Source organism: Novosphingobium sp., from assembly GCF_965214355.1.
Lineage (GTDB): Bacteria > Pseudomonadota > Alphaproteobacteria > Sphingomonadales > Sphingomonadaceae > Novosphingobium.
The window spans coordinates 3,469,200-3,495,192 of the sequence record NZ_CBDCBI010000002.1 but is presented as its reverse complement, the minus strand read 5'-3'; the positions used below and the strand labels follow the sequence as shown (position 1 = coordinate 3,495,192).

Here is a 25,993-nt window from a genome sequence, read left to right as displayed (position 1 = left end):
TTTGGCCTGCCTTGAAACGCGTGGGCGCTTGACCGAAAACGCGCCGCTTGCACCGCTGGTGTGGTTCAAGGCGGGCGGCGCGGCGCAATGGCTGTTCGAGCCGGCGGATGTGAATGACTTGCGCGATTTTCTCGGTCCACTGGCGCCTGATGTGCCGGTCATGGCGTTGGGGCTGGGGTCGAACCTGATCGTGCGCGATGGCGGCGTTGCGGGCGTGGTGGTGCGGCTGGGCAAGCCGTTTGCGCACGTGCGTGCGATCGACACGGCGACGCTCGAATGCGGCGGCGGCGCGTCGGGCGTGCTGGTGTCGTCGACGGCGCGCGATCATGGCATTGCCGGGCTGGAATTTCTGCGCTCGATCCCCGGCACGGTCGGCGGCTTTGTCCGCATGAATGGCGGCGCGTATGGGCACGAAGTCAAAGACGTCCTGGTCGATTGCGACGTCGTGACGCGCAGTGGTGATCTGGTTACGGTTTCGGCGGCCGACCTTGGCTTTTCCTATCGCCATTCGGACCTGACCGATGGCGCGATTGTCGTTGCGGCGCGGTTTCGCGGGGTTCCGGGCGAGGCCACTGTTATCCAGGCCGAAATGGATCGTATCGCCGCCGCGCGTGAAGCCTCGCAACCGTTGCGCAGCAAGACCGGCGGCTCGACCTTCAAGAACCCGGCCGGACACAAGGCGTGGGAACTGGTCGATGCGGCCGGTTGCCGGGGCCTGACCCTGGGCGGCGCGCAAGTCAGCGAGAAACATACGAATTTCCTGATCAACACCGGAGCCGCCACCGGCGCACAGATCGAAGCGCTGGGCGAACTGGTGCGCGACAAGGTGCGCACGGCGATGGGCGTTGATCTGGAGTGGGAAATCCGGCGTGTCGGTATGCCGGGCCCCCACTTTCCAAACAATAATTCAGGTGAAGCGTGAACAAATTGCATGTGGCCGTGCTGATGGGCGGATGGTCGAACGAACGGCCGGTGTCGCTGATGAGCGGCAATGGCGTCGCCGACGCGCTGGAAGCGCGCGGGCACACGGTCACGCGCATCGACATGGGCCGCGATGTTGCGCAAGTGCTGGCCGCGACCGCACCCGATGTCGTGTTCAACGCGCTGCACGGCACCCCCGGCGAAGATGGCACAGTACAGGGCATGATGGACCTGATGGGGCTGGCCTATACGCATTCGGGCCTGGCCGCGTCGGTCATCGCGATCGACAAGGCGCTGACCAAACAGGCGCTGGTGCCGCATGGCATTCCGATGCCCGGTGGCCGCGTGGTGCCGGTGGCCGAGATTTTCGAGCGCGACCCGCTGCCGCGTCCTTATGTGTTGAAACCCGTCAACGAAGGCTCGTCCGTCGGTGTCGCAATCGTGACCGATCATGGCAATACCGGCAATCCGGTGTCGCGCGATGCCGTCGGCCCGTGGCAGCAGTTCGACCATCTGCTGGCCGAACCGTTTATCCGGGGCCGCGAGTTGACGACCGCCGTGCTGGGGGACCGCGCGCTGCTGGTCACCGAACTGCGGCCCAAATCGGGCTTCTACGACTTCGACGCCAAATACACCGAGGGTATGACCGACCATATCTGCCCGGCGGAGATCCCCGACGATGTCACCGAGGCCTGCCGCGACATCGCCTTGCGCGCGCATCGCCTGCTCGGGTGCCGGGGAACTAGCCGCAGCGATTTCCGCTGGGACGACGAACGCGGGATCGACGGGCTGTTCCTGCTCGAAGTCAACACGCAGCCGGGGATGACACCCCTCAGCCTGGTGCCCGAACAGGCGCGCGCGCTGGGCATGGACTATGGCGAGCTTGTGGAAATCTTGATTCGAGACGCGCTCGCGCAAAAGGAAGTCCGCTGATGGCCCAGACGATCCGGCGTGGCGGCAAAGGCGTTCGGCGCGCAGCCGCCGCGCGCACCACCCAGAAGCGCGTGGCAACCGCGCGCAAGCAGACCGGCAATATCGTCGGGCAGGCGGTGCGCTGGCTGCCGTTTTCCGACGAGACGCTGCACCGCATGCTGATCTTTGCGATCGTCGGCGGGGTGCTTGGCGCAGTGGCGATTGCCGCCGATCTGGCCGGGGTGCCGGGGATGGCGGAAAACGAAGTGGCGATCATCGCCGGGCATGCCGGGTTCAAGGTCAAACGCGTCGAAGTGCGCGGCGTCAATCGCATGAACGAACTGGCGATCTATGAAAAAGTGCTGGGCCAGCGCGACCAGGTCATGTCGCGGCTCGATCTGGCGGCGCTGCGCACCGACTTGCTGACGCTGCCCTGGGTCAAGGATGCGCGTGTGTCGCGGCAATTGCCCGATACGCTGGTGGTCGATGTGGTCGAACGCAGCCCGCATGCGGTGCTGCGCGATGGCAAGCAGTTCGTGCTGATCGACGAAACCGGTCATACACTGGAGGCCGTGCCCAGTTCGCGCGCGCGCGGCATGCTGGTGCTGGCAGGCACCGGCGTCGAAAGCCAGGTCGGCGCGCTCGACAAATTGCTCGAGGCTGCGCCCGCGATCAAGACCCAGGTCGCCGATGCCGAATGGGTCGGCAATCGCCGCTGGAACCTGACGTTCAAGACCGGGCAAGTGCTCGCGCTGCCCGAGGGCGACGATGAAAGCGCCGCCGCCCTGCTCAGCTTTGCGCGGATGGACGGTGTCGACCGCTTGTTGGGCGGCAAAGTCGCCGCGTTCGACATGCGCGTGGCCGACCGGATATACCTGCGCATTCCAGGGCATGCCGAGGCAGTGGTTGCCGATGCCAAGGCTGCGGCCGTGGCCCGCGCGACACACGCCAACGGCGCCGATGGCCCGGCCAGATCGACAGCGGTAAAAACCGCCGCCAAAGGCGTAACGCCCCATGCCGCCGCCACGGCGCACGACTGACATGACCTGATGGCCATTCCGCGCATCACCAAAGTCTTTGCGGCCGTCAACATCGGCTCGTTTCGCACATCCGCGATGATCGCGGGGCTGGCGGAAACGGGCGATCTGGTTGTGCTGGGGTCGGGGCACAGGGCCAGCGCGGGGATCAAGCGCGGCTATGTCATCGACATGGTCGCCGCCACCCATTGCGTGCGCGACGCGATCGAGCGTGCCGAGAAAATGGCCAATGCCAGCGTACAATCGGTGTGGATCGGCTGCGCCGGCGCGGGCCTGGTCAGCACCACCGCGCGGGTCGAGGTCGATATCGGCGGCCGGCGGATCGAACAGGACGATATCGAACACCTGCTGATCACCGCGCGCGAAGTGATCCAGCCTGAGGGACGCCAGGTGCTGCACGCGCAGCCGGCGCATTACACGCTCGACGGCGCGCACGGTGTGCCCAATCCCAAGGGGCTGCACGCCGAACGGCTGGCGGTCGATATCCACGTGATGCTGGCCGATGGCGCGCCGATCCGCAACATGAAGGAAACCGTCGAACAGGCGCACCTGCGGGTCGAGGCCGTCGTCGGATCGCCCGTCGCGACAGGGCATGCCTGCCTGACGCCCGAGGAGCGCGAGATCGGCGTGGCGCTCGTCGAATTCGGCGCCGAAGTGACGACGGTTTCGGTTTATGCGACCGGTATGTTGCTGGGGATGCAGGTCATTCCCTTCGGATCGGGCGATATCACCGATGCCATCTCCTCCGCGTTCGGGATCCGCCGCTATCAGGCCGAGCGGTTGAAATGCATGTCGGGCTCGGCAATTGCCAGCCCGGCCGACCATCGCGAAATGATTCCGGTCAACGCGCCCGGCGATCCCGAGGGCGCCGGCCCGATCGCCCGCCACGCCGACGACAAGAACCGCATTCCGCGCGCCGAGCTGATCTCCGTGATTACGCAGCAGCTGGGCTATATCACCGAGGAAATCTCCAAGGCGTTGAAAGCGATGGGCTTTACCGGCCAGCGCGGGCAGCAGGTGGTGCTGACCGGCGGGGGCGCGCAAATGCCGGGCCTGGCCGATTTTACCCAGGGCGCGCTTGGCCGCCCGGTGCGTATCGGATCGCCGCCGACGATGCTTGGCCTGCCGCCGGGCAATGCCACACCGAGTTCTTCGACGCTGGTCGGGCTGCTGCTGTATGCCGCGGCCGAGCCGGTCGACATTCGCGCGATCGGCCCGTCATGGCGGGGCGATACCGAAGATCGCGGTTTCTGGGCCATGCTGGCAAGAATATGGCGCGCAATCCGGGAGTATTTCTGATTTTGCTAAAGCCCCTCCCCTTCAGGGGAGGGGTTGGGGTGGGGCCTCTCCCCACTCGCCAACGCTGCGATAAGGGAAGCGATGAACCCCTCCCAATCAACCTTGGCGAGTGGTGAGAGGCCCCACCCCCGGCCCCTCCCCTGAAGGGGAGGGGGGAAGAAGACGACAATTTCCGCACCAATCTGTGGAAAAGCTACGTTTGACTTTGATCTGACGAATCATTGTGTGCCAAAGATGGATTAATTTCAGGCGGGAGTTCCCCGTCCGTACCGGGAGACCGACATGAGCATCAACATCGGACCGCCGTCGATCGACGAACTGCGGCCCCGTATCACGGTGATCGGGGTTGGCGGCGCGGGCGGCAATGCCATTGCCAACATGATCCGCGCCGGCATCGAGGGTGTCGATTTCGTCGTGGTCAACACCGACGCGCAGGCGCTGAACAACTCGATCGCGGATACGCGCATCCAGCTCGGGCCAGCAATCACGCAAGGGTTGGGTGCAGGCGCGCGGCCCGAAGTCGGTCGTGCCGCAGCCGAGGAAACGATGGCCGAACTCGAGCGCGCGCTCGAAGGCGTGCACATGGTGTTCATCGCTGCCGGCATGGGCGGCGGCACCGGCACCGGCGCGGCGCCGGTGATTGCCGAAGCGGCGCGGCGCAAGGGCGTGCTGACCGTTGGCGTGGTGACGAAACCTTTCCTGTTCGAAGGCGCGCGGCGGATGCGCTCGGCCGAAACCGGCATCGAGGAATTGCAGAAGCACGTCGATACGCTGATCGTCATTCCCAACCAGAACCTGTTCCTGGTCGCGAAGGCCGAAACCACGTTCAAGGAAGCGTTCGGCCTGGCCGACGAAGTGCTGCAGCAGGGTGTGCGCTCGATCACCGATCTGATGGTGATGCCGGGCCTGATCAATCTCGATTTCGCCGACGTGCGCTCGGTCATGGGCGAAATGGGCAAGGCGATGATGGGTACGGGCGAAGGCGAAGGCCCGCACCGTGCGCTCGAAGCCGCCGAACGCGCGATTGCCAATCCGTTGCTCGACGGCGTGTCGATGCAGGGCGCCAAAGGCGTGATCATCTCGATCATCGGCGGCGACGACATGAAACTGCTCGAAGTCGACGAAGCGGCGAACCATATCCGCGAGCTGGTCGATCCCAATGCCAACATCATCTGGGGTTCGGCATTCAATCCCGATCTCGATGGCAAGATCCGCGTGTCGGTGGTCGCCACCGGCATCGAACAGACACACGAACAGGCCGAAATCGCGTCGCGTCCGACATCGGTCGGCGGATCACGCGGCCCGGCATTCCCCGGCGCGGCCCAGGGCATTGCGCCCCGTCCGCCGGTCGGCGCGCCACCAGCGCCGCCCGCGCCGGCCGTGCTCGAGCCGCCTGTCGAAACCGGGTCGGTAACCGCCGAGCCGCATGTGCTGCATTCCGGCGGCCCGGCCTCGCCCGAAGACGAACCGTTCGACCTGACGCTCGATCTGAGCGAAGGGACCGGCGCGCCGGCGCATGGCAACGAACCCGCGCCATCGGGGCTGCCCCGGTTTGGCCGCGAATCCGCCGAATTCATCGACCCGGCGGCGCCTGCGCGTCCTGCCGCGGGCGGATCGACGCTGTTCGAACGCATGGCCAGCCTGTCGCGCGGCACCCGCGCCGACGAAGCGGCCGAGCCCGAGGATGACGGCAAGGCGCCGAACATCCCGCGTTTCCTTGGCCGGCAGAATAACCAGTAATTTCAATTCGTGACTGCGACTATGCGGTCCCGATTTGCGTTTCATCGAACAGGGGGCATGATCCGTCGCATCATGCCCCCTGTTCACGTTCGATAGGCTAGAGGCGCTGACAATGATTCGGTTTGCCTCGCTGCCTTTGCCCAAATTCCAAACGCGTGCGCGCCTGCTTGTGCTGGGTGTGGCGCTGTGTTGCGTGTCGCCTGCGCTGGCCGCGCCGCCGCAGGCTGCCGATGATGAAGAGGGCCCGGGAACCGTCTCGCGCGCGGTTGTGGAACCGACCGCTCCCAGCGCAGGCAAGGCGCTCAACGCTGCGCTTGGCCATCTGGCGCGCGATCCGCGCAATGTCGAAGCTTTGCTGGAGGCGGGGAATGCCGCACTGGCGCTGGGTGACAACGAAGCGGCGCTGGGGTTTTTCACGCGCGCCAATCAGGTCGCGCCGACCAATGCGACAGTCAAAGTCGCGATCGCCGGCGCGCGGCTCCATCTCGACGATCCGGTCGAGGCGTTGCGCTGGTATGCCGAGGCCGAGCGGGCCGGGGGCGATCCGTCCGGGTTTGCGCTCGATCGCGGGCTGGCGTTCGATCTGGTCGGGGACAATGCCGCCTCGATCGCGCAATATCGCCTGGCGCTGGCGCGCAACCGGGATCCGGCACTGCGCGACGAGGCGACCCGCCGCGAAGCGTTGAGCCTGGCGATCGGCGGCGATCGGCGCAGCGCGGATCTCGCGTTGCTGCCGCTGCTGCAACATCAGGACCGCGCGGCGTGGCGCACGCATATCTTTGTGCTGGCGATCGGGGGCAAGGGCGAAGAGGCGGTCAGCGTGGCGCATGCGACGATGCCCGCCGACCTGGCCGAATCGATTGCGCCCTATCTGCGCTTCATGGTGCGGCTGACGGCCGCGCAACAGGCAGCTGTCGCCAGTCTGGGCCGGTTTCCACGGGCGGCCGATATCGGCCGCGATGATTCGCGCGTCCTGGCCTATGCCAGTGCGCACCCGCGCACGCCGCTGGTCGTGGCGGCGCCAGTGCTGGCAAAAGCCGCGCCGACCGCCGCCGAGCTCAAGGCCGCGCGCAAGCGCAAGGGCCAGATTGCGGTTGCCGCAGCGACGCCGGCCGCTTTGCCCGACGTGGCGATGCCCGCGCCGCCGCCACCGGTGATGCTGGCGGCGAACACGGGACCGGTGCCCGCACCCAGCGCCGGCCACGCGCCGCCGGTGGTCGCGCGGGTCGGGCCGGTGGTGCCTGTGGCCAGCCGCGAAACGCCGACGCGTCGTTCGACATTCGATCTGGCGCAGGCCAGTAACGCTGCGCCCACGCCGGTGCCGCCGCCGCTTTCGCCCAATCCGCGAGCGTCCACGCCCGCGCTTTCGCCCCGCGTGCCGCAGCCTGCGGTGTTGTCGAAGCTTGACATGCCGCCACCCCAGCAAAGCATGGGCTACGCGGCCCGCACGGCGCCGGTGGCGACGCGCGAGGCGCCGACGCCGCCGATTTCGACGCAGTTCTTTGCAACCCCGCCGCGCACGCCGACGACCGGCCCGGTGATGGTTTCTGCACCGGTGGTCGAACAGACGCCGCGCGTCGCTGCAGTGCCTGTTGCGCCCGCGCCCGCGCCCCCGCTCGCGCCGCAGCCCGCGGCCCCACCCCTGCCGGCGCCGACCGTGGGCTTCGAACCGCCAATCCCCGAACCCACTGCGAATGCGCCCCTGCCGTCTGCTGCGGGGTCTTCCGCTGCGGGCGGCGAACTGCCCGCGATCGGGCCCGCTGCGCAACCTGCCCCCCAAGCTGCGACCGCACCGGCCCCCCAGGCTGCGACCGCGCCGGCCGAAACCACACAGCATGCCGTGGTCGAACCCGTCTCCGCCGAAAAGGCCGCACGCGATGCGGCCGAAAACGAGCGCGCGGCGAAGGCCGAAGCCGATGCCGCCGCCGCCGCAAAAGTTGCCAAGGAAAAGGCGCGCATGAAAGCCGCCAAGGACGCCAAGGACGCCAAAGACAGGGCCGCCGCCGATGCGGAGGCCGCCGAAAAGGCGCGCGCCGAGGAGCCGGCCGCAAGGGAAAAGGCGGCAAAGGACAAGATCGCCAAGGCCAAGGCAGCGAAGGCGGCCAAGGACGCCGATGCCGAGCCTGCGCTCGAGCCGTGCAAGCCCGTAACGCCCGCCAAGGGTCGCAAGGGCAGGGCCGCCGCCAAGGCAGAAGCCGCGCGCGTGGCCAAGGCCGCTTCGGCGCACGGGCGTCACGGCGCCAGGGGCAAGGCGCATGCCGCCAATGACGACGAGGCGTGCGCGCCCGTGGCCAAGGGCGATCGGCCCGATGGCCCCGGCGGCGTCTCGCGCGATAGCGACAGCGACGACAGCAAGGCCACGTCGAAGAAGGATGCCAAGGCCAAAGGCAAGACCCACGGCAAGGACACCGACGCCGACAAGCCCGAAAAGGGCGGCAAGAAGGCGCATTATGCCAGCCGCATCTGGGTCCAGGTGTTGACCGGCGGTGATCGCGACAAGATGGCCGGCGAATGGCGCGCGCTGGTGCGCCGGGCGCATGGGCTGAAAGGGCGCAAAGCCTGGCTGACGCCATGGCACAGCAATTTCCGCCTGCTGACCGGGCCGTTCGACAGCGATGCCGAGGCGCAGGCGTTCATCGCCGAATTGCGCAAGGACGGCGTGTCGGGATTTGAATGGAACAGTCCCGCCGGGCAGGCGATCGACAGCCTGGGCTCCTGATCGGCAGCCGCGTTCGCTGTAAGGAATGGACCCAAACTTGCGCTCACGCGCTTTTAACCTGTGTGTCCACAGGTTTTGCACAGGCTTGTCGAGTTTTGCGCAACGCGTTTGGCACCCGTCATTGCCGATTGCGGGCGGCTTGGCGATGGGTCTGTGGGCAAGCGACAGCGGCCGGTTACTTGGCGCAGGGCGATCCCAAAAAGGGTCTCGCCTGCGATAACCGGACTGGTGTACTGGAGTGGCGATGATGCGGACTGCCCACGATAATGCCGAACGCGACGACGCTGCGCCGGTCGACATGCTTGCGTCGCTGTTCGAGGCGCGCGGCTGGCCGTTCGAATTCGTGTCCGACGACGAGATCCACGGCGAGATCCAGGGGTCCTGGGCAAATTATCAGGTTCGCTGCATCTGGCGCGAAGAAGACCACGTGCTGCAGATGCTGTGCCTGCCCGATATCCGCGTCGCCGATGACAAGCGCAGCGCGGTGTTCGAAGTCATGGCACTGATCAACGAACAGGTGTGGGTCGGGCATTTCGACATGTGGTCGAACGGCGGGGTGCTGCTGTACCGCCACGGGCTGATGCTGGGCGACGAAGGGCTGCTCAGCCTGGGCCAGGCGCAATCCGCGATCGAAGCGGCGGTGGACGAGTGCGACCGGTTCTACCCCGCGTTCCAGTTCATCCTGTGGGGCGACAAGACACCTGCCGAGGCGCTGGCCAGCGCGCTGGTCGACGCGGTGGGTGAAGCGTAAGCCATGCGCTTGTTCCAGTTCGGTTGTGGCAATATGGGCGGCGCGATGCTGGCCGGATGGCTGGCCGGCGGGTTCGATCCGGCGGCGTTCACGGTTATCGATCCCTATCTTGCCGCGGCACCCGATGGCGTGCGGCTGCTCGACGCCGCGCCTGACGAAGCAGCGGCCGATGTGGTGCTGCTGGGGTTCAAGCCGCATCAGCTTGGCAGCGCAGCGCCGGCGATTGCACCGCTGATCGGCGCGGGCACGCTGGTGTTGTCGATCCTGGCCGGGGTTGATCTGGCGACCTTGCGCGCGACGTTTCCGCTGGCCGGCGCGATCGTGCGGGTGATGCCCAATCTTGCTGCGGCGGTGGGCAAATCGCCGATCGCGCTGTTTGGCGATGCCAATGGCGCGGCGCGCGGGCGCACCGATGCGCTGATGGCGCCGCTGGGCCAGGCCGAATGGCTGGCGCGCGAGGCCGACATGGATCTGGTCACGGCGCTGGCGGGATCGGGGCCGGCTTTTGTCTATCGCTTCATCGATGCGCTGGCGAGCGGGGCCGCCGCGCTCGGTCTGCCGCGCGAGCAGGCGGATCGGCTGGCGCTGGCAATGGTCGAGGGCGCGGCGCAATTGGCCGCCGCTTCGCCGCACAGCCCTGCCGAACTGGCAGGGCGCGTGGCCAGCCCGGGCGGGGTGACACAGGTCGGGCTGGATGTGCTCGATGCGGACGGCCGGCTGGCGGCGTTGCTCGAGGATACGCTGAAAGGCGCGCGCGATCGCAGCGCGGAAATGACCGCCGAGGCGATAAAGGCGATGGCGGCGGGCGCTGATCGCCACACCCAACACCACTGATTTCGTTCAGCGATCCGAAATGCACTCTCGTGCATAACCGCTTCATCGGAATTTTCGCGGGTTTCGCTTGAAAGCGGGCGCATCCGGGGCGATATTGCGATCATGAGCCCGGCTGCAGGCCCGGCATTTGGAGACTTGAGTCACATGGCAAACTGGAACGATCCACGGCCCACCCCGACGGGCTTCGGTGCGTCCGCTGGCATGTCCGGCAGCTGGGACCGTAGCACGGTCCAGGATGCCGGGCTGCGTCGGCATATGCTGTCGATCTACAACTACATGGCATCGGGCGTTACGCTGTCCGGCATCGTCGCGCTCGGCTTTTCGGCGTCGGGCATGGCGGATCAGGTCATGCATGGCCCGCTGCGGCTGGTGATCAGCCTGGCGCCGCTGGCGTTCGTCATGGTGATGAGCTTTGGCATCAATCGCCTGTCGACCTCCGCGATGCAGGGCCTGTTCTGGGCGTTCAGCGTGACGATGGGCCTGTCGCTGTCGTCGATTTTCCAGGTCTACACCGGACCGTCGATCGCCGTGACCTTCTTTGCCACCGCCGGCGCATTCGCGGGGCTCAGCCTGTTTGGCTACACCACGCAGAAGAACCTGTCGGGTATGGGCACGTTCCTGATCATGGGGCTGGTCGGCATCATGATCGCATCGCTGGTGAACATCTTCCTGCATTCGCCGGGTCTTGCCTGGGGCATCAGCTTCCTTGGCGTGCTGCTGTTCGCCGGACTGACCGCGTACGATACGCAGCGGCTGAAGGACCAGTACCGCTACGTTGCCGGCACGACGATGGCGGGCAAGGCGGTCATCATGGGCGCGCTGCAGCTTTACCTCGATTTCATCAACATGTTCATGTTTCTGCTGCGCTTCATGGGCGACCGTCGCTGATCCGATCCGGACCGGTCTTGTCACGACGGCCCGACCTGAATCCCATATCCCACACCCCGCAGGATTTTTGCATCCTGCGGGGTGTTTTGCTTTTCGAGTACGCGGCGCTTGTGTAAACGCCTCGACCGGGGGCGGTGAAGACCAGAGCTGGGTACAGCCGGCGGTGAAAGGCTTTGAAGACCGTGAATGATAGCGATGGTTTGGCGGGCGCCGGTTTCGGTCCGGTTTCGAGACGCCCGGTCCGGGGCGGTAGTGCAAATTCGATGACACCGTATGCACCGCGCTGGCGCTTTTTCGCAGGGATTGCGCTGACAATGGCGCTGGCTGCGTGCGCAGGCAAGCCGTTGCCGCCGCCACCACCGCCGCCGCCGCCGCTGATCGAAGTACCGCCTCCGCCAGAACCAATCCCGCCCGATGGCGCGGCACCGACGCTGGTGACGCCTGAAATCGGGGCCGACGGGCAGCGCGAGTCGGTCAATCGCAAAGTGTCGAGCAATCAGATCGTGTGGAATTTGCGCTCTGCCTATACGGTGGCGGCGCTTGGCTGCCTCGATCCGCGCAATGCCGCGATCCTGCCCAATTACCGTGCGTTTCTGGCGCGCAATGCGAATGCGCTGAAAACCATTTACGACGCGATGGACCATGAATTCCGGGCCAAGTATCAGCGCGGCGGCGAAAAGCTGCGCGATGATTACCTGACCGTGCTGTACAACCATTATGCCTTGCCGCCGACCAAGGATGCGTTCTGCAACGTGGTCGATCAGGTGATGCAGGCCGGCGTGAATGTGCCGCCTGCGCAACTCGATGTGTTCGCCACGGCCAATGTGCCGTTGATCGAAAAAGTGTTCGACGATTTCTACACCCGGTACGACCAGTACAAGAACGCGCTGGCCGCATGGCAGGAAAAATACGGCCGCGTCGGGCATGTGACGATCGGGCGGTTTGTCTCGCAGGCGCCGCCGCCGCCAACGCCGCCGTCGCCAACCCTGCCATCGCCACCAGGCATGCCGACCGCGCCGCTGATCCAGACTGCACCATACCACAACCAGGTCGACACGACGCCGGGCTATCCTGCACCGGCGTATCAGGCGCCGGGATATCAGCCTGCGCCTGCTGCGCCGGCACCGGTTTACCAGCCGCCGGTTCCCGGCGTGGTTCAGGCGCCGGTGCGCAACACGGCGCAGCCGCTGCCACAACCGGCGTCGTCCGGGCGCCTGCCCGATCTGTTGAGCGGCCCCCGGGACGAGCCGGTTTCCACGCCCGCGCCGCGCCCGGTGGCAGGACCGCCTAACCAGTAACCAGCCCCAAACAGGATGCGCGCTGCGTCCTTGCGGGAAAAATGGTGCTTGGCAACACCGCCACACCTGCGCTAAGGGCGCGCCTCTCCGTCTGGCGAGGCGCGCGCTTGGTGCGGGCTGCCTCATGCCGGCCGGTACGAACGCTGGAACGGGGCCGTAGCTCAGATGGGAGAGCGCGTCGTTCGCAATGACGAGGTCAGGGGTTCGATCCCCCTCGGCTCCACCAGCGCCTGATCCACCGGACACTTTGACAATGCATTTTCTCGACCAGGCCAAAATATTCATCCGCTCGGGCGCCGGTGGCGCCGGCGCGGTCGCATTCCGGCGCGAGAAATATGTCGAATACGGCGGCCCCGATGGCGGCAACGGCGGCAAGGGCGGTGACATCGTGTTCGAAGCGGTGCCCGGGCTGAATACGCTGATCGATTTTCGCTATACCCAGCATTTCAAGGCGCAGCGCGGCGGCGGCGGATCGGGCGCAAACCGGTTTGGCGCAGGCGGCGACGATCTGGTGATCAAGGTGCCGGTCGGCACCCAGGTGCTCGATGATGATCGCGAAACCGTGCTGCTCGATCTGACCGAACCCGGTGCGCGGGTCACGCTGCTGCGTGGGGGTGATGGCGGGCGCGGCAATGCCAGCTTCAAATCATCGACCAACCGCGCGCCGCGCCAGTCGGGGCCGGGCTGGCCCAGCGAAGAGCTGTGGGTGTGGCTGCGGCTCAAGCTGCTTGCCGATGCAGGGTTGGTCGGCCTGCCGAATGCGGGCAAATCGACGTTCATCAACCAGATCAGCAATGCCAAGGCCAAAGTCGGCGCTTATGCCTTCACCACGACCCGGCCGCAGCTCGGCGTCGTGCGCCATCGCAATCGCGAATTCGTGCTGGCCGATATTCCGGGATTGATTGCGGGCGCGGCCGATGGCGCGGGAATCGGCGACCGGTTCCTGGGTCATATCGAACGTTGCCGCGTGCTGATCCATCTTGTCGATATCCACGGCACCGATCCGGCCGAGGCGATGCAGGTCGTGGCCGAGGAACTGGCGAACTACGGTGCGGGCCTCGATGAAAAACCGCGCCTGATCGCGCTCAACAAGATCGATCTGGTCGATAGCGAACTGGTCCGCGCCTTTGCCGAAGAGCTGATTGCGGCGGGTGCGGATCAGGTATTCCCGATCTCGGGCGCGACGGGCAAGGGCATGGATGCGCTGCTCGACGCCGTGCTCGAACACCTGCCCGCATCGACCGCGACCGAGCGGCCGGCGGGCGAGATCGAGGACGAGAGCACGCGGGAGCCCTGGTCACCGTATTGATCCTATTTCGCAGTCGCAGCGAAATTATAAAAAAACCGGTTCCCAATTTTTCGCGCCATGCGTTAAGCGAAGCGCGATCATGACCATTACCCAGCTCGACCACTTCGCCGACCCGGCATTGGCACCCCGGCTTGTCGTCAAGGTCGGTTCGGCGCTGCTGGTCGGTGCCGATGGCGAGCCGCGCCGTGCGTGGCTGCAGGCGCTGGTCGCCGAACTGGCGGCAGCACGTGCGCGCGGGCAGGAAGTCATCGTAGTGTCATCGGGCGCGATCGCGCTGGGCGCGCGCCGGCTCTGCCTGGCCAGAGGCGGGCGCGGCAGCCTGGCCGATGCGCAGGCCGCTGCCGCCGTCGGGCAGATCGCGCTGGCCGGGCTCTGGGCCGAACTGCTGGCCCAGCATGGCGCGATTGCGGCGCAAGTGCTGCTGACGCTGGACGATCTCGAGGACCGGCGGCGCTGGCTGAATGTCACCGCCACGCTCGGCACGCTGCTCGCGCGCGGGGCGGTGCCGGTGATCAACGAAAACGACACCGTCGCCACCGAGGAAATCCGCTTTGGCGACAATGACCGGCTGGCTGCGCGCGTCGGCCAGGCTGCGAGCGCCAGCGCGGTGCTGTTGCTGTCGGACATCGATGGCCTGTACGATCGCGATCCGCGCGCAGAGGGCGCGACGCGCATCCCGGTGGTGCGCCGTGTCACACCCGAAATCCGCGCGATGGCAACAAGTGGCTCCGCCTCTGGGCTGGGCTCGGGCGGCATGACCTCGAAATTGCAGGCGGCCGAGATCGCCGGGCCTGCCGGGATTGCGCTGGCGATCATCGATGGCCGCCCCGAGACGCCGATCGCGACCGCGCTCGGATCGGGCCGGGGCACGCTGTTCCTGGCGCGATCGAGCAGCGAGGGACGCAGGAAAGCGCGCAAGGCCTGGCTGGGCGGGACGATGCGCATGCGCGGGTCGGTTCAGGTCGATGCCGGCGCTGCTGCCGCGCTGGCGCAAGGTGCCAGCCTGCTGGCAGCGGGTGTCGTGCTGGTCGAAGGCCAGTTTGTGCGCGGCGATGCGATTGTGGTGCTCGGCCCCACCGGTGATGTGCTGGCGCGCGGGCTGTCCGAATACGACGCTGCCGAATGCACCGCGCTTGCCGGGCACAACACGCGCGATCATGCCGAAATCCTGGGCTATGCACCGCGATCGGCGCTGGTCCATCGCGACCATCTGGTCCTGATGGGATGACCATGCCCGAAACCGTTACATCCGGGCCACACCTGATCGCGATGACGGGCGCGACCGGCTTTGTCGGGCAGGCGGTGCTCGATGCGGTGCTGCGCGCCGGGTATGACGTGCGCGCGCTGGCGCGGCGCGAGCAGGTTGCGCGGCCCGGCGTCGAATGGGTGCTGGGCGACCTGGGTGACGAGCGCACGCTACGCCGGCTGATGATGGGGGCGACCATGGTCATCCATATCGCCGGCGTTGTCAGCAGCGTCGATACCGCGGGCTTTGCTGCGGGCAATGTGCGCGGCACGCTCAATGTCGTGAATGCCGCGCTTGGCGCAGGCATCAACCGGCTGGTCCATGTCTCGTCGCTGTCGGCGCGCGAGCCCGATTTGTCGCTGTATGGTGCGTCGAAGCGCAAGGGCGAACGGATCGTGATGGCATCGAGCCTCGACTGGACGATCGTCCGGCCGCCCGCGGTGTTCGGCCCGCGCGATACCGAAATGTTCGAACTGTTCCGCCTGGCCAGGGGTGGTCTCGTGCCGTTGCCGCCAAAGGGCCGTCTCTCGCTGATTCACGTCAGCGATCTGGCGGCGCTGATGCTGGCCCTGATCCCGGGGGGCGAGGATGTCACCGGCGCTATTTTCGAGCCCGACGATGGCGTGCCGGGCGGGTGGACCCATGTGCAACTGGCGCATGCGATCGGCATCGCGGTGGGTCGGCGCGCATTTGCGGTACCGCTGCCGCGCAAGGTGCTCGAATGGGCCGCGCTGGCCGATCGCGCAGTGCGCAAGGGGCGGGCGAAACTCACGCCCGACCGCGTGGGGTACATGTGCCATCCTGATTGGGCATCGGACGTGCTGTTGCAACCGCCGGCCGCGCTGTGGCGGCCCGAGGTCGATACCCGGCGCGGGCTGCATTCGACCGCGATGTGGTACCGCGAGGCGGGCTGGCTCAAGTAGCCGCTGAAATCAGCAGGGCGCGACCATCGGCCCGTTGGTTGATCAGTTTGCGGATCGCGATTTCCCGATCGTCGCTGCGGATCTGCGCAGCGGTCTCGGGCATCGGGACAGGTCGTCCGTGCTGTGGTCTGGCCCACGGGTTAGCTGCGTTTGATGATGATCATCTGGTGGCGGTATAAGCAGGATTGCGGATAGCGCTGACGCTCTTACCCTCTCAGGGCAGGGACAAAAAGGTCACTGCGTCAACGTGTTGCCCGCGCCATGCGGCAGGCGAAAGGCGTCGATCGTGCCCAGCAACGCCACCAGCGCGACGATCGCAAACGCAATGCGGTATTCTGCGCCCGGCCCCGCGAGCGGGGCCATTGCCGGAAAGCGCAGCAGGGCACTGCCGGCATGCACCGCCATTGCCGCGACCGTGATGGCCGCAGCGCCCGACAGCAGCATCGTGGTGTTGAAAAACGTGCTGGCATCATTGAGCGCAGCGCGGTCGACATCGGCAAAGGCCAGCGTCGTCAGGCTGGTGAACTCCAGGCTGCGGATCATGCCATGCACCACCAGGATGATCGCGATCAGCCACAGCGGCACCGCCGGCGTGATGAACGCCATCGCCAGCAGCGACGCCGCGCAGGCAAAGCCGGTGGGGATCAGCACCGGGCGATGGCCGAACCGGCGCAGGATGCGCGTGACGAACGCCTTCATCGTCAGATCGCCGACGAACAGCATCAGCACGAACATCCCGGCGTGAAACGCGCTGAACCCGTACCCTTCCTGCAGCATCAGCGGCAGCAGGAACGGCCCCGCGTTGATCGCAATGCGCATGATCGACCCGCCACGCGAAGCCATGCGGAACGAGGCCACACGCCACGCTGCCAGGTCGATCAGCGGATGCGCTACACGCCGCATGTGCCGCACGGTCAGGACGACCAGAATCAACCCGACGATGCTGAGCCCCAGCGCCAGCGCATCGGCGTGGCGCGGCAGGCGTTCCAGACCGATCTGCAACGCGAACAGCCCGACGCTCGACAGCGCAAAGCCCAGCCGGTCGAACCGCCGCACCACCTCGCGCACATCGGGGATCAGCCACAGGCATCCCGCCAACGCCACCGCACCAAGCGGCACATTGAAATAGAAAATCCAGCGCCAGCCGAACGATTGCGTGATCAGGCCGCCCAGCGGCGGGCCGATCACCGGCGCAATCAGCGCGGGCCAAATCAGCGCCGCCAGCGTCTCGACCAATTTTTCGCGCGGCGTCAGCCGCATCACCACCAGCCGCCCGACCGGCACCATCAACGCGCCGCCAAGCCCCTGAAGGATACGCAGGCACACGAACGACGTCGGCCCGGGCGCCATCGCGCACAGCGCCGATGCGACAGTAAACAGCGCGATCGCGGCGGCAAACACGCGCCGCGCGCCAAACCGGTCGGCAACCCAGCCGCTCGCCGGAACGAACACGCCCACTGTCAGCAAATAGGCGGACACCCCGATATCGAGCGCGACCGGCGAGGTGTGAAACGAGCGCGCCATCGATGGCAGCGCGGTCGTGATGATCGTGCCGTCGAGGATTTCCATGAACAGCGCCGCGCTGACCAGCGCCATGATCAGGCGCTGATGCAAAGGCGTACCCCGGGCGACGGCAAAGCGGGAAGGGGGCGCGGGCACAGGAATCACCGCGCAACCCATAAGCACCTGATCGCACAGGGCAAGCCGCACGCACTGGTAAAGCATTTCGGCTGCAATTCACGCTTGCATGAGTGTTGGCAGTGGAGATAGCCCCGACCCAACCGGTCCCTTGAAGGGGAGGGGCTCAGGAAGGGCGACGATGCGCCGGGTGAAAGTTTTTTTCGACGGCGGCGCCCGGCCCAACCCCGGGCCGATCGAAGTTGCGGTGGTCGTTCGCGGGGCCGCGCACGTCTTCGACGATCTGGGCGAGGGTACAAGCCACGATGCTGAATGGCTCGCACTGATCCACGCGCTGAAACTGTGCCAGGCGCAGGATTTGCGCGATTTCGTGCTGATCGGCGATGCCTTGGCCGTGATCACGCAGGCCAATCAGGCGCTGGCGCCAAAATCAGCGCCTGGCGGCCACGCGGCGACGTTCGTTGCGCTGGCCAGGGTATCGCGACCTGCATCCATCCGCTGGGTCAAACGCCAGCAAAATCTTGCCGGCATAGTGCTGGCGGCACGGCATCCCAGGTAGTACGGGGCGCGCATGACACCAGATTTCGACAAGACATACGCCGCCTTTCTGTTCGATCTGGACGGCACCTTGCTCACTTCGATCATTTCGGCCGAACGCTGCTGGACGCGCTGGGCAAACCTGCACGGGCTCGATGCCGAAGCCTTGCTACGCACGATCCACGGCAAGCGTGCACTCGACACGATGCGCGAACTGGCGCTACCGGGCCTCGACCCCGACGCCGAGGCCGCTGCACTTACCCGGATGGAAATCGAGGATGTCGCGGATATTGAACCGATCGGCGGCGCGGCGGCGTTCCTGGCGGCAATCCCGGCGGACCGCTGGGCGGTGGTGACATCGGCGCCGCGCGCGCTGGCGCTGGCGCGGATGACGGCTGCCGGCCTGCCCACGCCGCCGTTGCTGATCTGCGCCGAAGATGTCGAAAACGGCAAGCCCGCGCCCGACGGATTTCGGCTCGGTGCGCGCCGGCTCGGGTTCGAGGCGGCCGATTGTCTGGTGTTCGAAGATGCGCCGGCAGGGATCGAGGCGGGCAAGGCGGCGGGCGCCGATGTGCTGGTGATCACCCAGATGCATAGCCGCGCGATGGCAGAGCCAGACGCGCAATCGATCGTAAACTACGCAGGCGTCGGTGTAAGATCGACAACAACCGGCATCGCCATCACCTTGCTTTAAAACCCCTCCCCCTTAGGACCCCTTAGGAGAGGGGGTGTGTGCGATCAGAATGCCGGATCGTACACCGGCGGCAGCTCGTCGGGCTGGCCCGGAACGTGGATGCCGCATTCGGATTTGTCCCAGCCTTTCCAGCGGCCCGAGCGGGCGTCTTCGCCCGGCGCGACTTTGCTGGTGCACGGCGCGCAACCGATCGAGGGGTAGCCGCGTTCGACCAGCGGGTGGCGGGGCAGGTCGTGCGTTTCGAACCAGGCTTCGAGCTCATCGTGGGACCAGCTGGCCAGCGGGTTGATCTTCAGCCTACCTTCAGAGTCGGAATGGTCGATCTCGAAACGCGGCAGCCCGGCGCGCGTGGCTGATTGAAAGCCCTTGCGCCCGGTGATCGACGCATCGAACGCGGCCATTGCTTTGGCCAGCGGAACGACCTTGCGGATGTCGCAGCAGCCGTCGGGGTCCCACGACCAGCGCAGGCCGTTTTCGTCCTTCTTTTCCAGCACCGCGGCATCTGGCACCAGCACGCGCACGTCGGACAGGCCCAATCGCGCGACCAGTTCGTCACGATAGGCCAGCGTTTCGGGAAAATGTTTTTGGGTATCGAGAAACAGCACCGGCGTGGCCGGGTCGACTTGCGCGACCAGATGCAGCAGCACCGCGCTTTCCGCGCCAAAGCTCGACACCACGGCCAGATCGCCGGCCAGCCCGTCGCGGATCACCGTGCGCAGCATGTCGCGCGTATCGGTGCCCCGGAACAGGTTGTTCAACCGGATCGCATCGGCATCGCGGAAACGCGGGCCAGTGGCGATACGGTCGATCTTGCGGGTTTCGATCTGGGGCGCGCTCTCAGCCATGACGCGCTGCCCAGATCGGCGCGCGGCCATCGACCGTGCGCTGATAGACTTCGGGCCAGGTCGCGATCGCCTTGTCGATGGCGGCGCGCGCGATCGGCTGGTCGGGCAAAAACGCATCGAACCCGCAACGGTGATAATGGCTGATCTGGTCGATCAGCACATCGCCGACCGCGCGCAGTTCGCCGGTATAGCCGCGTTCGCGCAACGCGCGTGCCGAAGTATAGCCGCGCCCGTCGGTGTAGGCGGGGAACGCCACTTCGACCAGTTCGAGGCGGCCCAGCAGCGGCAGCAGCGCGCTGATGTCATCGCCCGGCGTCACGCGCACGGCGGTCGCATTGGTGTCGCCGCCAAGCTCGGCCAAGGGCACGACAGGCGCGGTGGAGGCGGTGTCATCGCGCAGCCGGATCAGGGTGTCAGGCATAGATCGCTTCCTTGAACGGGGCAGTGCCGATGCGGCGATAGGTGTCGATGAACCGTTCATCGGCCTGACGCTGTGCCAGATAGACATCGGTGGCCTTTTCGATCGCATCGACGATGCCGTCTTCGGTAAAGCCGGGGCCGATGATGCTGCCGAGCGACGTGTCCGCGCCTTCGGAGCCGCCGAACAGCAACTGGTAGTTTTCCAGGCCTTTGCGATCCACTCCCAGGATGCCGATGTGCCCGGCATGGTGATGGCCGCAGGCGTTGATGCAGCCTGAAATCTTCAGCTTCAGCTCGCCCAGTTCACGCTGGCGGCCGATGTCGGAAAAGCGTTGCGCGATTTTCTGCGCGACCGGTATCGAGCGTGCATTGGCCAGGCTGCAATAATCGAGGCCGGGGCAGGCGATGATATCGCTGATCAGATCGAGATTGGGCGTCGCAAGGTCTGCTGCATCAAGCTGTTGCCAGATCGCGTGGAGGTCGGTTTTCTTGACATGCGGCAGCACGATGTTCTGCGCATGGCTGACGCGCAATTCGTCGAAACTGTGGTCGCGCGCAAGATCGGCCATCAGGCGGATCTGATCGGCGGTGGCATCGCCCGGGATGCCACCGACCGGTTTCAGGCTGATCGTGACGATGGCATAACCCGGCGCCTTGTGCGCGTGGACGTTCTGATCGACCCACAACGCGAAATCGGGATCGGACAGATCGATTGCGTCCGCAGCGGCCGGGTCGAACCCGGGATCGATGAATTGCGCCTTGATCCGCTCCAGCTCGGCGGGGGGCGGCTCGAGATTGAGCGTCAGGATATGCGCGAATTCTTCCTCGACCTGACGGCGGTATTCGTCGGCGCCGATTTCGTGGACCAGGATCTTGATCCGCGCCTTGTACTTGTTGTCGCGGCGGCCATGCGCGTTGTAGACGCGAAGGCACGCTTCCAGGTAGCTGATCATCTGCAGCGGCGGCAGGAAATCGCGGATGACCGGCGCGATCATCGGCGTGCGGCCCATACCGCCGCCGACGTGGAACCGCAGGCCAATCTCACCAGCGTCGTTCTTCACCACCTGGATGCCGATATCGTGCAGCTTCATCGCGGCGCGATCGGTTTCGCTGCCGATGATGGCCACTTTGAACTTGCGCGGCAGATAATCGAATTCGGGATGGAACGTCGACCACTGGCGCAGCAATTCGGCATAAGGGCGCGGGTCGGCGACTTCATCGGCGGCGGCGCCGGCGAAATGGTCGGCCGTGGTGTTGCGGATGCAATTGCCGCTGGTCTGGATCGCATGCATGCCGACCGTCGCCAGATCGGCCAGGATCGCGGGCGATTCTTCCAGCTTGATCCAGTTGTACTGAATGTTCTGGCGCGTGGTGAAATGGCCGTACCCGCGGTCGTACTTGTCCGCGATGTCGCCCAGCATGCGCATCTGGCGCGAATCGAGCGTGCCATAGGGCACCGCAACCCGCAGCATATACGCGTGCAGTTGCAGATAGAGCCCGTTCTTGAGCCGCAGCGGCTTGAACTGGTCCTCGGTCAGCGTGCCGGCGATGCGCCGCGCCACCTGGTCGGTATATTCCGCGACGCGGGCATCGACCATCGCCTGGTCATGGGTGTCATACTGATACATGGTTGGTGCCTTTCCTGGCCTTTCAGGCGACCCAGCCGGCCGCAGCCGGATCATTGGGGCGAAGCGACAGGTCGAGCCGGACGGTGGGGCCCAGCGCGCGGATGCGTTCCTTGATATGGACCGGGCGCAATGCGCCGTCCTCGCGCACAGCGTCGATCACATACGCCGCGACCACGCGCTGCGCGGCTTCTTCGCTTGCGGCGATGGCGGCGCCGTCCTCGACAGGCGCGGCATCATCGACGTGGCGCGACCATGTGCTGCCGGTCCACCATGTCACATCGCCCGACAACAGGTCGTTGCCGGTCAGAACCTTGAACTTGTCGCCACTCAACGCACTGTCTCCGCAAGTCGGGCGAGCGACGCGGCATTCTGGCGCGCGGCAACATCGCCGATGATAATCAGGGCCGGGCTTTTCACCCGGTGCGTGGTGACCAGATTGTCGAGTCCCGCCAGCACGCCGCGCAGCACACGCATATCGTGGCGCGTGGCGTTTTCGACCACTGCGACCGGAATATCCGGGGACAGCCCGTCCGCAATCAGTTTGTCGGTGATCGCAGCCGCCGTCGCCACGCCCATATAGATGACCAGCGTGCGGCCTTTGCCGGCCAGTCCCGCCCAATCCTGTTCGGTCAGGCCCTTGCACTGGCCCGCGACGAACGAGACGATCGACGCGGCATCGCGATGCGTCAGCGCGATACCCGCGGCAGCCGCTGCGCCCATCGCCGCGCTGATCCCGGGCACGACCGAGACCGGCACGCCGGCCGCGGCGCAAGCCTCGGCCTCTTCGCCGCCGCGCCCGAACACGAACGGATCGCCGCCTTTCAACCGCACCACGTCGTTGCCCGCCAATGCCTCGCGCACCAGCAGCGTATTGATGTCGTCCTGTGCCATGGTGTGACGCGCGCGGCTTTTGGCGACCGACACGAACCGCGCATTGGCGGGTGCCATCGCCAGGATCGCCGGATCGACCAGCCCGTCATGCACGATGAGTTGCGCCTGTGTGATCAACCGCGCCGCGCGCAGCGTCAGCAGATCGGGGTCGCCAGGGCCCGCGCCGACCAGATGGACGGTGCCGATTGCGCGCGAGGGATCAGCTGTTTGTGCCATGCTGCGGCAGATGGGGGCTTGCGCCCCGGCTCGCCAGTCAGAATGCCTTTGGAGGCCGCTAGGCCAGCTTTATGCGCCGCGTTTACTTGCGCTGCGGCCATCAGGAGAGGGAGTTTAAGTATTTGGCGTTGCGGGTTTTTCCAGCAGTTGCAGCAATTGGCGCAGCGGTTCGGACTCGCGCAGATGCACATCCTGCTGCGCGTGGGGAATGGCGATGTCGTGTTCGCGAAACAGCGCCCAGGCGTTTTTCAGCACGTCCGAGCGGATCGCGCCGATGCCGTTTTCGGGATCGATGATCCACACGCTGGCCAGCATTTCGATCATGCCCGGCCCCAGGTTTACCACGAGCACGCTGGGCGGCGGATCGGTCAGCACGCGCCCGATCTTGCTGGCGGCCTGCAGCAGCAGCGCCTCGACCTGATCGATATCGCTGCCATAGGCGACGTTGATCGGGATCGAAACCGCGACCCGGCGCGATGAATACGACCAGTTTTCGACCTGGCTGGTCATCAGGATTTCGTTGGGAATCAGATATTCGCGGTTGTCGAGCGTGCTCACCGACACCGCGCGGACGCCGATCTTGTTGACCACGCCCATCGTGTTGGTGCCGCCGCTGCTGACCGCGATCACATCGCCCGGCTTGATCGAGCGGTCGAGCAGCAGAATGAACCCGGCGATCATGTTGCCAAAGGTTTTCTGCAGGCCAAAGCCGATCGCGAGACCGAACGCGCCTGAAAACACCGTGAAGGCGGTCAGGCTGATGCCGAGCGCGTCGATCGCGGAAAAAAATGCGAAGGCCCAGATCAGCAGCGTGACGGTCTTTTCGCCGAGCAAGCGCTGCGCCGGATCGAGATTGGGCACGCGGCGCATGATGCGCCGTGCCAAACCGCCGCCGAACCTCGCAAATGCGAACGCGGCGATGATCACCAGCGCCATCCAGATCGCGTTGGCAAGCGAGATATGGTACCGTCCGAAATCGATGCTGATGTCGTCGAGCGCATCGTACAGCGTGTGCATCTGCGCGCTAAGGTGCAGGGTCGCGGTGCTCATGCGGGCCATTCCGACCAGGCGCGAAGGCCGGCGCCCAAATCGCCGATCAGGTCGGCCGCATCTTCCAGCCCGATCGCCAGTCGCACGCCAAAGCGGTCGGCCGGGTCCCACTGCGCCGGCGGCCACGGCGTCGCGCTGCGCATTGCGGCGGGATCGACCGGTGTGGCCAGACTCTCGAACCCGCCCCAGCTGAATCCGATGCCGAACAGCGACAAGGCGTCGATCGCCGCGTCACGCGCGGCGCTGGTGCCGCCCCTGAACACGAAACTGAACAAGCCGCAGCCGCCGGTAAAATCGCGGCGCCATATGGCGTGGCCCGGCGTTCCGGGCAGCATCGGGCAGAGCACTTGTGCCACCTGCGGCTGCGCGGCCAGCCATTGCGCCAGCGCCAGGGCGCTTGCAGTGGTGCGTTGCAGCCGCAGGTCCATCGTGCGCAGCCCGCGCAGCATCAGCGCGGCATCGTCGGGCGATACGACGATACCCAGCCCCTGCGCACGCAGCCGCAATTTGCGGTACCAGTCCGCGCCCGCGCTGGCCGAGCCCATCATCGCGTCCGAATGGCCGCCGACATGCTTGGTCAGGCTCATCACCGCGATATCGATGCCATGGCGCAGCGCGGCAAACCCGAGCGACGAGGCCCAGGTGTTGTCAAGCACGCTGACGATAGTGTGCTCGCGCGCGATCTGCGCCAGGTGCGGCACATCGACCAGCTCCATCGTCAGGCTGCCGGGATTTTCCAGCAGGACGCAGCGCGTGCGCGGGCAGATCGCCGCGGCGAATGCAGCCGGATCGGCGGGATCGAACCAGCGCGTTTCGACGCCGAAATCGCGCAACACCCCGCGCGCCATCGCGCGGCTGGGTTCGTAGGCGTTGTCGGTCATCAGCAGCACATCGCCGGGGCGCAGCACGGTCAGCAGGACGCCGGCGATGGCGGCCACGCCCGAGGGATACAACACCGTGCCCGCAGCGCCCGGCTCGAGCCCGGTCAGCGCGTCAGCCAGTGCCCATTGCGTGGGCGAGCCGCGCCGGCCGTAGAAGAAATTGCCGTCTTCGTTGGCCGGGTACGCGCGCATTGCCGCCATATCGGGGTACAGATGCGTGCTGGCGCGCCATACCGGCGGACTGACGACGGCGCCGGGGTGGCCGGGCGTACCGGTCCATTCGTCGCGGCGGCCGGCGGCGGTGACGCGCGTGCCGGGGCCCAGGTTCCTGCTATCATTTGCGCTCATTGCGCAGGCCCGGTTTCAACAGGCAGCGCGGGGTCTGCGCCCCATTCGGCCCAGCTGCCATCGTAAAGCGCGGCGTCGTCCTTGCCGAGCAGATGCGCGGCGAACAGCACGACATTGGCGGTCATTCCCGAGCCGCAGGTCGCGACCATCGGTTCGTCGAGATCGATGCCGGCATCGGTGAACGCAGCGCGCAGCAGCTCGGGCGATTTCCAGGTGCCATCGGCGGCGAACAGGCCGGCATAGGGCAGGTTGCGGGCGCCGGGGATATGGCCGGAGGCAAGCCCGGGGCGCGTTTCGGCGACGTCGCCGGTGTAACGCCCGGTGCCGCGGGCATCGACGACCTGTTCGGCGCAGGTTTGCAGATTGATCAGCATGTGCGCCTTGCTGCGCACCTGGCGGATTGCGGGCGATGCGGTGAACCGCGCGGGCGGCGGATTTACCACTTCCTGCGCACAGGGCCGCCCCTCGGCCTTCCATCTGGCGATGCCGCCATCCAGCAGCGCCACGTTGCGCGCGCCGAACAGCGTCAGCATGAACCACGCGCGCGTCGCCGAATGGATCGGGCTGTCGTCATAAATTACGATGCGGCTGTCATTGCCGATACCCAGCGCCTGCATCCGTTCGGCAAACAGGTCTGCCGGGGGCAGCGTGTTGGCAAACGGGGCATCGGCATCGACCAGTGCGTCAAGGTCCAGGAAGACCGCGCCCGGAATGTGGCAGGCCGCGTATTCCAGCGCCGGATTGCGTGTGTGTTCGGGCAGGAAGGCGTTCGCATCGACGATCCGCAGATCGGAGGCGCCCAGTTCCTTGGCAAGCCATGCGGTGCTGACCAGCGAATCCATGCGAACCTGTGCTCCTGTCGTTCGGCCTTGCGGGGCCTGGACAGACCTGTTGTCAGCTTCGAAGCGCGTTGCCAAGTCTGCCTTGCCCCGGCGCGTCATGCGCGGCAAAGCGCGGCATAACCGAAA

Annotated in this window: 24 protein-coding genes and 1 tRNA gene; 16 read left to right on the top strand and 9 right to left on the bottom strand. The window is 66.2% G+C overall.

All coding sequences use genetic code 11. The features are described 5' to 3' along the window. Positions 1 to 28: 28 nt before the first annotated feature. The 14 genes from murB (at position 29) to ACOOE2_RS16015 (ending at position 15,877) form a co-directional block, all read left to right on the top strand. Complete coding sequence (murB, locus tag ACOOE2_RS16080; protein ID WP_420384004.1) at positions 29 to 922, top strand: UDP-N-acetylmuramate dehydrogenase; 894 nt, start codon at positions 29 to 31, stop codon at positions 920 to 922. Continuing rightward, positions 919 to 1,854 (top strand): D-alanine--D-alanine ligase, encoded by a 936-nt coding sequence (locus ACOOE2_RS16075; protein WP_420384003.1) that lies wholly within the window; start codon positions 919 to 921, stop codon positions 1,852 to 1,854. Before murB ends, ACOOE2_RS16075 begins: the two co-directional genes overlap by 4 nt. Next, positions 1,854 to 2,873, top strand: coding sequence for a cell division protein FtsQ/DivIB (locus ACOOE2_RS16070; protein ID WP_420384002.1), 1,020 nt, complete (start codon positions 1,854 to 1,856; stop codon positions 2,871 to 2,873). The genes ACOOE2_RS16075 and ACOOE2_RS16070 overlap by 1 nt, the downstream gene beginning before the upstream one ends. 9 nt (positions 2,874 to 2,882) lie before the next feature. Beyond that, positions 2,883 to 4,169, top strand: coding sequence for a cell division protein FtsA (gene ftsA / locus ACOOE2_RS16065; protein ID WP_420384001.1), 1,287 nt, complete (start codon positions 2,883 to 2,885; stop codon positions 4,167 to 4,169). A 282-nt stretch (positions 4,170 to 4,451) separates the two neighbouring features. Further along, on the top strand, positions 4,452 to 5,909 hold the full coding sequence (gene ftsZ, locus ACOOE2_RS16060) for a cell division protein FtsZ (RefSeq protein WP_420384000.1): 1,458 nt from the start codon (positions 4,452 to 4,454) through the stop codon (positions 5,907 to 5,909). A 112-nt stretch (positions 5,910 to 6,021) separates the two neighbouring features. Continuing rightward, positions 6,022 to 8,628: an SPOR domain-containing protein gene (locus tag ACOOE2_RS16055; RefSeq protein ID WP_420383999.1), complete on the top strand. Its 2,607-nt coding sequence runs from the start codon at positions 6,022 to 6,024 to the stop codon at positions 8,626 to 8,628. 247 nt (positions 8,629 to 8,875) lie between these two features. Further along, complete coding sequence (locus tag ACOOE2_RS16050; RefSeq protein WP_420384625.1) at positions 8,876 to 9,379, top strand: YbjN domain-containing protein; 504 nt, start codon at positions 8,876 to 8,878, stop codon at positions 9,377 to 9,379. A 3-nt stretch (positions 9,380 to 9,382) separates the two neighbouring features. Then, positions 9,383 to 10,213 carry a pyrroline-5-carboxylate reductase family protein gene (locus tag ACOOE2_RS16045; RefSeq protein WP_420383998.1) on the top strand — a complete coding sequence of 277 codons (831 nt, stop codon included), beginning with the start codon at positions 9,383 to 9,385 and terminating at the stop codon, positions 10,211 to 10,213. Positions 10,214 to 10,357: 144 nt separating this feature from the next. Then, positions 10,358 to 11,101, top strand: coding sequence for a Bax inhibitor-1/YccA family protein (locus tag ACOOE2_RS16040; RefSeq protein WP_420383997.1), 744 nt, complete (start codon positions 10,358 to 10,360; stop codon positions 11,099 to 11,101). A 263-nt stretch (positions 11,102 to 11,364) separates the two neighbouring features. Beyond that, entirely contained in the window at positions 11,365 to 12,399 is a 1,035-nt protein-coding gene (locus tag ACOOE2_RS16035; protein ID WP_420383996.1) for a hypothetical protein, read from the top strand. A 150-nt stretch (positions 12,400 to 12,549) separates the two neighbouring features. Continuing rightward, positions 12,550 to 12,625: transfer RNA gene (locus tag ACOOE2_RS16030), tRNA-Ala, on the top strand. Positions 12,626 to 12,652: 27 nt separating this feature from the next. Then, positions 12,653 to 13,708, top strand: a complete 1,056-nt coding sequence (gene obgE, locus ACOOE2_RS16025; protein ID WP_420383995.1) for a GTPase ObgE — start codon at positions 12,653 to 12,655, stop codon at positions 13,706 to 13,708. A gap of 79 nt (positions 13,709 to 13,787) precedes the next feature. Continuing rightward, complete coding sequence (gene proB / locus ACOOE2_RS16020) at positions 13,788 to 14,936, top strand: glutamate 5-kinase (protein WP_420383994.1); 1,149 nt, start codon at positions 13,788 to 13,790, stop codon at positions 14,934 to 14,936. Positions 14,937 to 14,938: 2 nt separating this feature from the next. Next, positions 14,939 to 15,877 carry an NAD-dependent epimerase/dehydratase family protein gene (locus ACOOE2_RS16015; RefSeq protein ID WP_420383993.1) on the top strand — a complete coding sequence of 313 codons (939 nt, stop codon included), beginning with the start codon at positions 14,939 to 14,941 and terminating at the stop codon, positions 15,875 to 15,877. 234 nt (positions 15,878 to 16,111) lie between these two features. Here the strand turns inward: ACOOE2_RS16015 and ACOOE2_RS16010 are convergent, their stop codons facing one another. Next, positions 16,112 to 17,491 carry an MFS transporter gene (locus ACOOE2_RS16010; protein WP_420383992.1) on the bottom strand — a complete coding sequence of 460 codons (1,380 nt, stop codon included), beginning with the start codon at positions 17,489 to 17,491 and terminating at the stop codon, positions 16,112 to 16,114. 205 nt (positions 17,492 to 17,696) lie between these two features. On the opposite strand from ACOOE2_RS16010, the gene ACOOE2_RS16005 reads away from it, so the two are divergent. Further along, the gene (locus ACOOE2_RS16005) at positions 17,697 to 18,074 is read left to right on the top strand and encodes a ribonuclease HI (protein ID WP_420383991.1); all 378 of its coding nucleotides are present in this window, start codon (positions 17,697 to 17,699) and stop codon (positions 18,072 to 18,074) included. Positions 18,075 to 18,086: 12 nt separating this feature from the next. Beyond that, positions 18,087 to 18,746 (top strand): HAD-IA family hydrolase, encoded by a 660-nt coding sequence (locus ACOOE2_RS16000; RefSeq protein WP_420383990.1) that lies wholly within the window; start codon positions 18,087 to 18,089, stop codon positions 18,744 to 18,746. Between the two features lie 44 nt (positions 18,747 to 18,790). On the opposite strand, the gene ACOOE2_RS15995 is transcribed toward ACOOE2_RS16000, so the two are convergent. The 8 genes from ACOOE2_RS15995 to sseA all read right to left on the bottom strand — a co-directional run bounded on the left by ACOOE2_RS15995 (position 18,791) and on the right by sseA (position 25,867). Further along, entirely contained in the window at positions 18,791 to 19,591 is an 801-nt protein-coding gene (locus ACOOE2_RS15995; protein ID WP_420383989.1) for a phosphoadenylyl-sulfate reductase, read from the bottom strand. Then, entirely contained in the window at positions 19,584 to 20,012 is a 429-nt protein-coding gene (locus ACOOE2_RS15990; protein ID WP_420383988.1) for a DUF934 domain-containing protein, read from the bottom strand. The genes ACOOE2_RS15995 and ACOOE2_RS15990 overlap by 8 nt, the downstream gene beginning before the upstream one ends. Next, positions 20,005 to 21,639 (bottom strand): nitrite/sulfite reductase, encoded by a 1,635-nt coding sequence (locus ACOOE2_RS15985; RefSeq protein ID WP_420383987.1) that lies wholly within the window; start codon positions 21,637 to 21,639, stop codon positions 20,005 to 20,007. Before ACOOE2_RS15985 ends, ACOOE2_RS15990 begins: the two co-directional genes overlap by 8 nt. Positions 21,640 to 21,661: 22 nt before the next feature. Beyond that, complete coding sequence (locus ACOOE2_RS15980; RefSeq protein WP_420383986.1) at positions 21,662 to 21,970, bottom strand: DUF2849 domain-containing protein; 309 nt, start codon at positions 21,968 to 21,970, stop codon at positions 21,662 to 21,664. After that, complete coding sequence (cobA, locus tag ACOOE2_RS15975) at positions 21,967 to 22,746, bottom strand: uroporphyrinogen-III C-methyltransferase (RefSeq protein WP_420383985.1); 780 nt, start codon at positions 22,744 to 22,746, stop codon at positions 21,967 to 21,969. The genes ACOOE2_RS15980 and cobA overlap by 4 nt, the downstream gene beginning before the upstream one ends. 114 nt (positions 22,747 to 22,860) lie before the next feature. Further along, positions 22,861 to 23,796 (bottom strand): mechanosensitive ion channel family protein, encoded by a 936-nt coding sequence (locus ACOOE2_RS15970; protein WP_420383984.1) that lies wholly within the window; start codon positions 23,794 to 23,796, stop codon positions 22,861 to 22,863. Then, complete coding sequence (metC, locus tag ACOOE2_RS15965; protein WP_420383983.1) at positions 23,793 to 25,025, bottom strand: cystathionine beta-lyase; 1,233 nt, start codon at positions 25,023 to 25,025, stop codon at positions 23,793 to 23,795. The genes ACOOE2_RS15970 and metC overlap by 4 nt, the downstream gene beginning before the upstream one ends. Continuing rightward, a complete protein-coding gene (gene sseA / locus ACOOE2_RS15960) occupies positions 25,022 to 25,867 on the bottom strand; it encodes a 3-mercaptopyruvate sulfurtransferase (protein WP_420383982.1) in 846 nt (281 codons plus the stop codon). Before sseA ends, metC begins: the two co-directional genes overlap by 4 nt. Between the last annotated feature and the right edge of the window lie 126 nt (positions 25,868 to 25,993).

Coding starts and splice junctions, on each gene's coding strand:
- ACOOE2_RS16070 (WP_420384002.1), top strand. CDS start 1,854: ATGGCCCAGACGATCCGGCGTGGCGGCAAAGGCGTTCGGCGCGCAGCC.
- ftsA (WP_420384001.1), top strand. CDS start 2,883: ATGGCCATTCCGCGCATCACCAAAGTCTTTGCGGCCGTCAACATCGGC.
- ftsZ (WP_420384000.1), top strand. CDS start 4,452: ATGAGCATCAACATCGGACCGCCGTCGATCGACGAACTGCGGCCCCGT.
- ACOOE2_RS16055 (WP_420383999.1), top strand. CDS start 6,022: ATGATTCGGTTTGCCTCGCTGCCTTTGCCCAAATTCCAAACGCGTGCG.
- ACOOE2_RS16050 (WP_420384625.1), top strand. CDS start 8,876: ATGCGGACTGCCCACGATAATGCCGAACGCGACGACGCTGCGCCGGTC.
- ACOOE2_RS16045 (WP_420383998.1), top strand. CDS start 9,383: ATGCGCTTGTTCCAGTTCGGTTGTGGCAATATGGGCGGCGCGATGCTG.
- ACOOE2_RS16040 (WP_420383997.1), top strand. CDS start 10,358: ATGGCAAACTGGAACGATCCACGGCCCACCCCGACGGGCTTCGGTGCG.
- ACOOE2_RS16035 (WP_420383996.1), top strand. CDS start 11,365: ATGACACCGTATGCACCGCGCTGGCGCTTTTTCGCAGGGATTGCGCTG.
- obgE (WP_420383995.1), top strand. CDS start 12,653: ATGCATTTTCTCGACCAGGCCAAAATATTCATCCGCTCGGGCGCCGGT.
- proB (WP_420383994.1), top strand. CDS start 13,788: ATGACCATTACCCAGCTCGACCACTTCGCCGACCCGGCATTGGCACCC.
- ACOOE2_RS16015 (WP_420383993.1), top strand. CDS start 14,939: ATGCCCGAAACCGTTACATCCGGGCCACACCTGATCGCGATGACGGGC.
- ACOOE2_RS16005 (WP_420383991.1), top strand. CDS start 17,697: ATGCGCCGGGTGAAAGTTTTTTTCGACGGCGGCGCCCGGCCCAACCCC.
- ACOOE2_RS16000 (WP_420383990.1), top strand. CDS start 18,087: ATGACACCAGATTTCGACAAGACATACGCCGCCTTTCTGTTCGATCTG.
- ACOOE2_RS15995 (WP_420383989.1), bottom strand. CDS start 19,591: ATGGCTGAGAGCGCGCCCCAGATCGAAACCCGCAAGATCGACCGTATC.
- ACOOE2_RS15990 (WP_420383988.1), bottom strand. CDS start 20,012: ATGCCTGACACCCTGATCCGGCTGCGCGATGACACCGCCTCCACCGCG.
- ACOOE2_RS15985 (WP_420383987.1), bottom strand. CDS start 21,639: ATGTATCAGTATGACACCCATGACCAGGCGATGGTCGATGCCCGCGTC.
- cobA (WP_420383985.1), bottom strand. CDS start 22,746: ATGGCACAAACAGCTGATCCCTCGCGCGCAATCGGCACCGTCCATCTG.
- ACOOE2_RS15970 (WP_420383984.1), bottom strand. CDS start 23,796: ATGAGCACCGCGACCCTGCACCTTAGCGCGCAGATGCACACGCTGTAC.
- metC (WP_420383983.1), bottom strand. CDS start 25,025: ATGAGCGCAAATGATAGCAGGAACCTGGGCCCCGGCACGCGCGTCACC.
- sseA (WP_420383982.1), bottom strand. CDS start 25,867: ATGGATTCGCTGGTCAGCACCGCATGGCTTGCCAAGGAACTGGGCGCC.